This is a genomic window from Lacisediminihabitans sp., assembly GCF_043726815.1.
GTDB lineage: Bacteria > Actinomycetota > Actinomycetes > Actinomycetales > Microbacteriaceae > Lacisediminihabitans.
On sequence record NZ_JAYSJZ010000113.1, the window covers coordinates 47,675 to 56,494 of the forward strand.

Genomic DNA, 8,820 nt, shown 5'->3' on the forward strand with positions numbered 1-8,820 from the left:
AGCACCCCACCCGGCTCTCTCGAGGAGAATCAATGTCGACATCCGTCAAGCTCGAAGCGGGCGACACCGCCCCGGCGTTCACCCTCAACGACCAGGATGGCGCGCCCGTCTCCCTCGCGGACTACGCGGGCAAGAAAGTGATCGTGTACTTCTACCCGGCGGCGAGCACGCCCGGCTGCACGACGGAGGCCTGCGACTTTCGGGACAACATCAACTCGCTCAAGTCGGCCGGCTACCAGGTGCTCGGGGTGTCGAAGGATGAGGCGCCGGCGCTCAAGAAGTTCCAGTCCGAGCAGGGCCTCAACTTCCCCCTGCTGAGCGACCCCGACCTCGCCGTGCACAACGCCTACGGCGCGTACGGCGAGAAGTCGCTGTACGGCAAGATCGTCACCGGAACGCTGCGGTCCACCTTCGTCGTGGACGAGACCGGTGATGTCCAGCTCCCGCTGTACAACGTGAAGGCGACCGGCCACGTGGCGTCGCTGCGCAAGAAGCTCGGGCTCGACTAACCCTGTTCCGTGCGACGCGTCGCGGCGATCACCGACGGCGTGAAGAGCAGCACGAGCACGAGCACGGCCGGCAGGATGAGCCACCAGCCGATGTCGGCGCGGGAGAAGTAACCACCCTGGAAGCTGCCGATGGCCACGGCGATCTGCAGCACCTGCCAGACGACGGCGCCCCCGCGGATCCACGACCTGCCGAGCAGCGTGTGCACCGCCATCACCCCGAGCCAGACCGCGGCCAGGGCGGTGAGAACGAGGATCGCGACCGCGCTGGCGACCGAGTCCGCACGCGCGGTGTGCAACTCGACCACGAGGTAGACGGTCGCCGCCACCAGGAGCGCGCACTCGAGCAGGATCACCACGGCGAGCAGTACCAAAAGGGGCGGCCTGCGCAACATTCTGGGTTCGCTCACAGCTTCATTCCCCATCCGACTATTGATTTGCTACAACCAATATGAGATTCTATGTGAGGTTGATTTGCACTCACAGGGCCGTGGGGCGCATCCCAAATTCTCATCTCATCCCCTCGAATCTTGGGTCTCAGGACCTTCGCATTGGGCTGTCTTGCCCTGTGTACGCAACAAAAGGAGCACCCCACGATGGATTGGCGCGACAAAGCCGCTTGTCTCACGGCAGACCCCGAACTCTTCTTCCCGGTGGGAAACACCGGCCCGGCGGTCGACCAAATCGACAAGGCCAAGGCGGTCTGCGCACGATGCAGCGTCACGGAAATGTGTCTCCAGTACGCCCTTGAGACCAGCCAGGACTCCGGAGTCTGGGGCGGCCTCAGCGAAGACGAGCGTCGCGCGCTCAAGCGTCGCGCCGCCCGCGCCCGCCGCGCCTCCTAGAACTCACCCGACCGCGCCGCGCTTCCTCGAAGCGTGGCGCGTTCGCATGCGCCGACCGACTGGTGCCGGCTAGCTCTTGGTAAGCCAGGCGAGCGGGATCTCGATCGTGACCTCGGTTCCGCTGCCCACCATGGTGTGCCAGTCGATCGTGCCCCCGAGCTCGCCCTGGATGAGGGTACGCACGATCTGGGTTCCGAGGCCCGAGCCGACCTTGCCCTCGGGCAGGCCTGTGCCGTCATCCCGCACCTGAACGCTCAGCGTCTCGGCGGTGCGTTCCGCGATGATCTCCACGTTGCCCTCTCGACCGGCGAGGCCGTGTTCGACCGCGTTCGTCACGAGTTCGGTGAGGGCGAGCGAGAGCGGCGTCGCATACTCGCTCGGCAGTACCCCGAAGCTCCCGGTGAAGGTGGGGTGGGCCTTGGTGTTGTGAGTGGAGGCGACCTCGGCGATGAGCTTGAGCACGCGGTCGAAGACCACGTCGAAGTCCACGTTCTGGTTGAGGCCCTCGCTCAGGGTGTCGTGCACCACCGCGATCGCCGCGACCCGGCGCATCGCCTGGTTGAGCGACTCGCGGGCCTCGTCCGAGTGCGACCGGCGGGCCTGGATCCTCAGCAGGGAGGCCACCGTCTGCAGGTTGTTCTTCACCCGGTGGTGGATCTCCCGGATGGTCGCGTCCTTGGTGATCAGTTCGCGTTCCTGGTGGCGCAGCTCGGTCACATCGCGGCAGAGCACGATCGCCCCGATGCGCTCGCCCCGATCCCGGATCGGTATGGCACGCAACGACACCGTGACGCCCCTGGCCTCGATGTCCGTGCGCCACGGCGCGCGCCCGGTCACGACGAGCGGCAGCGACTCGTCGATGATGAGACGGCCCTTGAGCAGCGAGGTGGTCACCTCGGCGAGGGACTCGCCCTCGAGCTCGCCGCCGAATCCCATGCGGTTGAACGCCGACAGTCCGTTCGGGCTCGCGAACGTGACCGTACCGTCAACGTCGAGCCGCAGCAGGCCGTCGTTCGCCCGGGGAGCGCCCCGGCGGGGACCGGTCGGTGCACCGAGATCGGGAAAGTCGCCGGCGCAGATCATCGCGAACAGATCGTTGGCGCACTCGTTGAAGGTGAGCTCCTGGCGGCTCGGCGTGCGCGCCTCGCTCAGGTTGGTGTGGCGGCTGATCACGGCGATCGGATGCTTCGTGGTCTCGGTTCCCGTCGCCGCGAGCCTGCGCAACACCGGCACCGCGCGCACCCTGGTCGGCGTCTCCTCGTACCAGTCCGGACTCGCCGAGTCCACGATCTGGGCCGACTCGAAGGCGTCGGTCACCTGGCTCTTCCACTCCGGCTTGATCTGCTGGCCCACGAAGTCGCGATAGAACAGCGTCGCCGAACTGGACGGGCGCGCGTGCGCCACCGCCACGAAACTGCCCTCGTGCGTCGGCACCCAGAGCACGATGTCGGCGAATGCGAGGTCGGCGAGCAGCTGCCAGTCGCCGACGAGAAGGTGCAGCCATTCGACGTCGGCTTCGTCGGAGCGTCCCTGGGCGAGCACGAGGTCAGAGAGGGTCGACACGCTGAATAGCCTACGGCGGAATGCCTGAGGCTCCGTCGTGCCGTCCGTCCATTGCGCAATCGGCCACACTCGGTGAGGCTGAGCGCATGGAGCCTTCCCCACCGAGACCCGATCGCGCCCTCGTCGTCGTGCTTGCCGTCGTCGCCGTCATCGTGGTCATCGCCCTCGTGGTCGTCTTCACGCGAGGCGCGCCGAAACTTCTCGACGCGTCGAGCCCCGAGGGCGTGGTTCAGCGGTACTCGAACGCCGTCATCGACGGCGACGAGAAGAAGGCCGCCGGATACCTCGTGCCGGCCACCCGGGACGGCTGCGTGAGGTTCGACTCGCCTCTCACCGACAACATCCGGGTGACGCTCGTGTCCACCAAGGTGCGCGCCGACTCGGCCGACGTCAGGGTGTCCATCGCCCAATCCTTCGACAACGGCCCGTTCGGCTCCTCCGAGTCGGACTACGAGGACGTGTTCTCGCTGGTGAGGCAGGGCGGAGACTGGCTCATCGAATCCGCGCCGTCCATCCTCACGGTCTGCAGCCCCACGGGGTCGAACAAGTGACCGCGCAGCCCGCGGGGGCGGTCGGCCCGCAGCAGTCGGTGCGCCGGGTGATCGTGTTCGTGCTGCTCTTCGCCATGGTCGCCATCACCGCGAGCGGGGTGAGCGGCCTGCTCGGGAGACTCTTCGACACCGCCAACTACCGGCTGGCGTCCAACGACGTCGCCGGCCTCGCCCTCTCGCTCGCGTTCAGCCTCGTCTCCGGCCCGCTCGCCGCGGTGCTCTGGTGGCTGCTCTGGCGCCGGATGGCCGTGGCCACCGAGCGGTCGTCGCTCTCCTGGGGCCTCTACCTGGCCGGCATGTCCACGGTGGCACTCATCACCTTTACGGCGGCTCTGCTCCAGACCCTCAGCGCGCTCGTGCGAGGCAGTTGGCAGCCGTACGCCCTCGGCACCGCGATCGCCTGGGGCGCGGTCTGGGTGTGGCATCGCTGGATGTCCGCCCGCGCCACCAAGTCACCGACGAGGCTCGAGGGCGTGGCCCCGGTGCTGGGGGCGTTCTACGGCCTCGTGATCGGGGTCGGCGGCGCCGTCACGGCCCTCGGCGCGCTGCTCGACGCCGTGGTGCGTGGCTTCGACTCCGCCGTCGAGGTCGGCAACCCGTGGTGGCGACCCGCCCTGCAGGCGCTCGTCTGGGCGGCGGGAGGCGCCGTCGTCTGGTGGTGGCACTGGATGCGGGACGACGCGCGCTCGCGGCGCACCGGACTCGGCCCGGTGGTGCTCGTGATCGTCAACGGGTTCGGAGCCGTGGTGCTGACCCTCGGTGGCATCGCCACGGCCCTCTTCCTGCTCCTGCGGGTGGCCTTCGATCGCACCGAACCGGTGGCCGCCATCCTCGACCGTTTCGGCACCGCCGTCGCCGCGGCATCCGTTGGCGCGCTCGTCTGGGCGTACTATCGCCGCCGAGTCGCCGCCGCGTCCGAGCCGACTCGCGCCGCCAACCGGCTCGTGACGTCCGGCGTCGCCCTCGCGGCGGCGGCATCCGGATTCGGGGTGATCGTCAACTCGATTCTCGCGGCGATCGGCACGCCGCTCACCGAGTCCGGCGCCCGCAGCCTCCTGCTCGGCGGCATCAGCGCCCTGGTCGTCGGCGCTCCGCTCTGGTGGGTCGTCTGGCGCCCCGCCTCCCGGGTGAGCGCGGCCGAAAGCGCATCGACGGGTCGTCGGGTCTACCTGGTGGCCGTCTTCGGGGCGAGCGCCGTGGTCGCCCTCATCACGCTCCTGGTGATCGGCTTCCGCATCTTCGAGTTCACCCTCGACAGCGTCACCGGGCAGAGCCTCCTCGACCGGGTGCGCGCGCCGCTCGGACTGCTCCTGGCGACCGGGCTCGCCGCCGGCTACCACTTCACCGTCTGGCGGCTCGACCGGGCGGCGGCCCCGGCGGTGCAGCGCTCGGCGCGCACGATCGGCCGGGTGATCCTGGTCGGCGGCCCGGATGCGGAGCCCCTCCGGCAGGTGATCGAGCACGACACCGGCGCCGCGGTCTCACTCTGGGTGCGGACCGACCCCTCCCCCGCACCCACGGCAGAGCGGGTGACCGCGGCCCTGGCCGGCGTGAGCGGCACGCGCGTGCTCCTCGTCGCCGGACCCGACGGGCGGCTCGAGGTCATCCCTCTGCAGGGCTGAGCGAGGTCCGCGAGACGGGGCGCGACGCGCAGTATCGCGGAAACCTCGCCTCCACGGGGCGCCGCGGGGCAGAATGGGGCTCCACGGGCTGTGTCGCGCCCGCCCCGAGGAGGATGTCATGGCATCGAAGCCCGAGAAGAAATCCGAGTCAGACAAGAAGTCGAAAGCCGACAAGCTGTCGAAGCCCGACAAGCGGGGCGAGAAGAAGGGCGGCACGCCCGAAGCCCCGAGCAGCACGAAGTCGAAGGCGGCGCTGGCTCGCGAGAACGAGCACGCCAAGATCCAGCGTGCAAAGGACAAGGAGCGAGCCAAGAAGCTCGCCAAGGAAGCCGCGAAGGCGAAGAAGGCAAAACCGCACAAGAAGTCCAAGCCAGGCAAGAAGGCCGCGGACAGGACGCCCGACAAGGCCGCCTCGGCGAAGAAGGCTGCCGTCGTCAAGAAGGGCGCCTCGGCGAAGAAGGCCTCCGCGCCGACCCCTGCTCGCAAGAAGAGCGTGGTGCCGCCCCGCCCGCGCAAGCCGCGCGCGGTGAAGACACCCACCGGGGAGCCGTCGCCGGGGTGGACCATGGTGGCCCTTCGTGCGCGAGCCCGCGAGTCCGGCAGACGAGGCTGGTCACGGCTGAGGAAGGCCGACCTGCTGAGCTGGCTCGGGGCGCGCTGAGCGCACCGGTCAGCCGGCGGCCGGCCGACGACGGTCGGATCCGCGGCCGAACCGGCGCCTGGCCGGCTCCGGCGTCGGAAGCACGCGGTCCCGGGCGAGCTGGCGGATGGCGACCCGCGCCGCCGACTTCGGCGCGACATCGCACAGGGTGCGGCCGCTGAGCACCGCCGTGTCCAGCGCCGCGCGGTCGTACGGCACGAGCGCGGGGTCCGAGATCCCGCCGAATCGTTGCAGCGTCTGACGCACCTGGGACGACGCGCCCGGTCCGATCGCGCTCGCGCGGATCTTGTTCATCACCACCACGACCCGGTCGGTCTCGATCGTCTCCACCAGGTCGACGTGGGCCCGCAGGAATCGGGAGAGGCCCACCGGATCGCCGGAGCCGATCGCCACCACCTGGTCGGCCTCGCGAAGAGCCGCGATCGTGGCGGCGTTTCGGCGAGGGGCGAAGAGGTCGCTGCTGATCTCCTCGTCGTTCTCGAGGCTCGACCCCGTGTCGACCACGGTGAAATCCACCCACTCGCGGCAGGCACCGATCGTGCCGACCACACGTTCGGCCGACAGCTCGGGCCAGCGGCTGGGGCGCCCGATGCCGGTGAGCACCCAGAAGCTTCCACGCGGCGAGAGGTAGCGTTGGCCGATCCGCTCGAGTTCGCGCTGGGTAAGGCTGTCGGCCCCGGCAAGGCGGCACGCCGCGGCGAAGCCGGGCGCCTCGTCGAGGAGCCCGAGCGCCGGCGCCACCGAGCCGCTGTGAGTGTCGACGTCGGCAAGCGCCACCGTGTGTCCCTCGGCGGCGATCTCCGCGGCGAGGGCGATCGCGACTGTGGTGCGCCCCGGCGAACCGGCCGGCCCCCAGACCGCGACCACCTGCCCGCGACGCTGGGCGACCGCGGCCGCTCCGCCGCCCGGCCTGGCGCCGAGCATCACGTCCTCGATCTCCTGCCAGGCGGCCGACGCCGCCACGACCTCGCTCAGGTCCAGAGTCGCGGCGTTGCGACGTTCGTCGTCGGCTGCTGCCATCGCGACGATCCGCACTCCCGCGGCATCCGACTCGGTGAGCAGCCTGCGGTTGAGGTACCGGGGCGCTGCCGCAACGATGGCGACCGCGGCCGTCGTTCCGTGCAACACCGACGCGAGCTCGTCGGCGCTGGAGCAGCGGGCGACCACCTCGTGGCCGTGCCGAATCAGCTCGCCGGCCAGCCTGTCCTCGAGCTCGAGGGGCAGCGCAAGCGCCACGCGGACCATCGGTCAGCCCCTGGCCGGGATGCCGGCCGGCACGAAGGAGATGGCGTCCTGATTGGCGATCGCCTCAAGCACCCTGGCTGTCTTCGATCTGGGCACCAGCAACTCGACCGAGCGTCCACCGCGGTCCGCCACCAGTCCGCTCGGTTCGATGACCCGCACCACGGTGGCGGAGGCGACCAGCACGGACGGGGGCCCGAAGGAGTTGTTGTCGGTGGCCGGCGCCGACCACAGGTCCACCACCGAGACCGCGGCGATCGATCTGGCGAGCTCTCCCCGCACGGTCACCACCACCGAGGCGACCCGAAGTCCGGAGGCCTTGCCCACGGAGGAGGCAGGCACGAGTTCCCCCGCCGCCACGGCGCGGGTGACCACGAATCCGGATCCCGGGATCTCCCCCGCCCCCAGGTACTTGGCGCGCAGGTCGCCGAGGCGCACGCTCTTCACGCCGAGGTCCCCCACGACGACCCTGTCCCCCGGCGTGAGGGCAGACCGCGCGGCATACACCTGCACGCTGCTGTCCGCGGTGGAGACGACGGCGACCACGCCGGCCACGGACCCCAGCACCAACACGATGCCGACCGCGAACCGCGGGTCGAACCAGAACGACCGCGGGGTGCGTTCCCGCGGTTGTGAGTTGCCTCTGGCGCGCATCCGCCACCTCCCGGCTCGTGATCGTGCAGTGCGTTTCTCCATCGTCACGGCGTTCGGCGGCGCCCGGGAAAGTTATCCACACCGCCGTCGGCCGGGCGGGCACGCCCCCATAATCGAGGCATGAACAGCGTGGATCTCCCGAACGGTCATGGCGGCGGCCTCGCGCGCTTCCTCACCCTCGCCGACACCGCGGAGATTCTCAATATCTCGGCGAGCCAGGCCTACGCGCTCGTTCGCTCGGGGGAGCTCCCGGCCATCAAGATCGGCGGCCACGGCCACTGGCGGATCGAACGGGCGATACTCGAGGCGTACATCCAGGCGAAGTACGAGGAGGCCAGGCGCCTGAGCCTCTGGCACCAGTCCGAGTGGGCGAGCGCGCCGGAGTACTCGTTCGACTCCGGCGCCCGGGATCACAACCGCACGAGCTCCACCTGAGCGAACGACACGACGCGCAACTGCCGCACGGCCGACTCCCGCCGCGGGGTTCCCTGGTCGTGCACGGCGAGATCGAGGTGGTCGCGGCCTACCCTGTCGATGGTGCCGTGCTGCGTGCCGGCCGCGAGGTCGATGTCGACCTGGCGCCGGCGGCGACACAGGTCGCGAAGCACGAAGCCGAAGCCGAGTCGGCCGGAGAGTCCCCTCCCCGACTCGGTGACGGATGCCGCCCCGAGGCTGGGTTCGACCTGGTCGCGGGTGAGCAGCAGGCCCGCGATCGCCGCGATGGGCACAATGCACTGCGACCGGCGGGGAGACTCGTCCACGAGGTCGGCGGAGAACCAGTCGCGCCCGAAGGTCATCGGTGCCACCGACACCACCCGGCCGGCGCCGAGCAGCAGCCGGATCGGCGCCGACCCGGCCGACCCGTGCTCGCGGATCGCGACGAGGCGGTCGCGCAGGCTCATCCTGGCGAGGCGCAACCGTTCCTCCTCGGCCCGGAGGTCGACCTCCTCGGCGCTGAGCTCCTGTTCGAGCTGACCCTCCAGGTCGTCGAAGAGGTTGTCCCAGCGCATAGTCGGTAACCGCCTGAGGTGTCGATGGCGAACGTTGCTGCGATGGTACGTCACCGGCGGCACGCGCCCCGGCGTTATCCACACCGCCAGACAGGCCCCGACCCCTCCGGTTATCCACACCCCCGCGTTGGGGCGTGGACAGCCGAGCGCACCTGCTGCTTTAGTG

The 8,820-nt window shown here is 70.0% G+C and carries 11 protein-coding genes; 6 read left to right on the forward strand and 5 right to left on the reverse strand.

Annotation, left to right across the window (positions count from 1 at the left end; genetic code table 11):
- Nucleotides 1-32: 32 nt before the first annotated feature.
- Entirely contained in the window at nt 33-509 is a 477-nt protein-coding gene (gene bcp / locus ACHZD8_RS16825) for a thioredoxin-dependent thiol peroxidase (RefSeq protein ID WP_394771581.1), read from the forward strand.
- Here the strand turns inward: bcp and ACHZD8_RS16830 are convergent.
- A complete protein-coding gene (locus tag ACHZD8_RS16830; protein ID WP_394771582.1) occupies nt 506-916 on the reverse strand; it encodes a hypothetical protein in 411 nt (136 codons plus the stop codon). The two genes, bcp and ACHZD8_RS16830, sit on opposite strands and share 4 nt — an antisense overlap.
- A 186-nt stretch (nt 917-1,102) precedes the next feature.
- Between ACHZD8_RS16830 and ACHZD8_RS16835 the strand changes: the two genes are divergently transcribed.
- Entirely contained in the window at nt 1,103-1,351 is a 249-nt protein-coding gene (locus ACHZD8_RS16835; RefSeq protein ID WP_147784762.1) for a WhiB family transcriptional regulator, read from the forward strand.
- A 69-nt stretch (nt 1,352-1,420) separates the two neighbouring features.
- Here ACHZD8_RS16835 and ACHZD8_RS16840 read toward each other — a convergent pair whose 3' ends face one another.
- Nucleotides 1,421-2,914 (reverse strand): sensor histidine kinase, encoded by a 1,494-nt coding sequence (locus tag ACHZD8_RS16840; protein ID WP_394771583.1) that lies wholly within the window; start codon nt 2,912-2,914, stop codon nt 1,421-1,423.
- Nucleotides 2,915-3,000: 86 nt separating this feature from the next.
- Between ACHZD8_RS16840 and ACHZD8_RS16845 the strand changes: the two genes are divergently transcribed.
- The 3 genes from ACHZD8_RS16845 (at nt 3,001) to ACHZD8_RS16855 (ending at nt 5,748) form a co-directional block, all read left to right on the forward strand.
- Nucleotides 3,001-3,465: a hypothetical protein gene (locus ACHZD8_RS16845; RefSeq protein ID WP_394771584.1), complete on the forward strand. Its 465-nt coding sequence runs from the start codon at nt 3,001-3,003 to the stop codon at nt 3,463-3,465.
- The gene (locus ACHZD8_RS16850) at nt 3,462-5,087 is read left to right on the forward strand and encodes a DUF5671 domain-containing protein (protein ID WP_394771585.1); all 1,626 of its coding nucleotides are present in this window, start codon (nt 3,462-3,464) and stop codon (nt 5,085-5,087) included. The genes ACHZD8_RS16845 and ACHZD8_RS16850 overlap by 4 nt, the downstream gene beginning before the upstream one ends.
- Nucleotides 5,088-5,205: 118 nt before the next feature.
- Complete coding sequence (locus ACHZD8_RS16855) at nt 5,206-5,748, forward strand: hypothetical protein (RefSeq protein ID WP_394771586.1); 543 nt, start codon at nt 5,206-5,208, stop codon at nt 5,746-5,748.
- A gap of 9 nt (nt 5,749-5,757) precedes the next feature.
- On the opposite strand, the gene ACHZD8_RS16860 is transcribed toward ACHZD8_RS16855, so the two are convergent.
- Entirely contained in the window at nt 5,758-6,993 is a 1,236-nt protein-coding gene (locus ACHZD8_RS16860) for a CpaE family protein (protein WP_394771587.1), read from the reverse strand.
- Between the two features lie 3 nt (nt 6,994-6,996).
- Nucleotides 6,997-7,644: a hypothetical protein gene (locus ACHZD8_RS16865; protein WP_394771588.1), complete on the reverse strand. Its 648-nt coding sequence runs from the start codon at nt 7,642-7,644 to the stop codon at nt 6,997-6,999.
- Nucleotides 7,645-7,764: 120 nt separating this feature from the next.
- Here ACHZD8_RS16865 and ACHZD8_RS16870 point away from each other — a divergent pair, with 120 nt between their 5' ends.
- Complete coding sequence (locus ACHZD8_RS16870) at nt 7,765-8,079, forward strand: helix-turn-helix domain-containing protein (protein WP_394771589.1); 315 nt, start codon at nt 7,765-7,767, stop codon at nt 8,077-8,079.
- Here the strand turns inward: ACHZD8_RS16870 and ACHZD8_RS16875 are convergent.
- A complete protein-coding gene (locus ACHZD8_RS16875) occupies nt 8,055-8,654 on the reverse strand; it encodes a hypothetical protein (protein ID WP_394771590.1) in 600 nt (199 codons plus the stop codon). The genes ACHZD8_RS16870 and ACHZD8_RS16875 overlap by 25 nt on opposite strands.
- Nucleotides 8,655-8,820 lie beyond the last annotated feature (166 nt).

What these genes read in the sequence shown, in the direction of transcription:
- ACHZD8_RS16860 (WP_394771587.1), bottom strand. Translation starts at nt 6,993, where the DNA reads ATGGTCCGCGTGGCGCTTGCGCTGCCCCTCGAGCTCGAGGACAGGCTG.
- ACHZD8_RS16870 (WP_394771589.1), top strand. Translation starts at nt 7,765, where the DNA reads ATGAACAGCGTGGATCTCCCGAACGGTCATGGCGGCGGCCTCGCGCGC.
- ACHZD8_RS16845 (WP_394771584.1), top strand. Translation starts at nt 3,001, where the DNA reads ATGGAGCCTTCCCCACCGAGACCCGATCGCGCCCTCGTCGTCGTGCTT.
- ACHZD8_RS16875 (WP_394771590.1), bottom strand. Translation starts at nt 8,654, where the DNA reads ATGCGCTGGGACAACCTCTTCGACGACCTGGAGGGTCAGCTCGAACAG.
- ACHZD8_RS16835 (WP_147784762.1), top strand. Translation starts at nt 1,103, where the DNA reads ATGGATTGGCGCGACAAAGCCGCTTGTCTCACGGCAGACCCCGAACTC.
- ACHZD8_RS16865 (WP_394771588.1), bottom strand. Translation starts at nt 7,644, where the DNA reads ATGCGCGCCAGAGGCAACTCACAACCGCGGGAACGCACCCCGCGGTCG.
- ACHZD8_RS16855 (WP_394771586.1), top strand. Translation starts at nt 5,206, where the DNA reads ATGGCATCGAAGCCCGAGAAGAAATCCGAGTCAGACAAGAAGTCGAAA.
- bcp (WP_394771581.1), top strand. Translation starts at nt 33, where the DNA reads ATGTCGACATCCGTCAAGCTCGAAGCGGGCGACACCGCCCCGGCGTTC.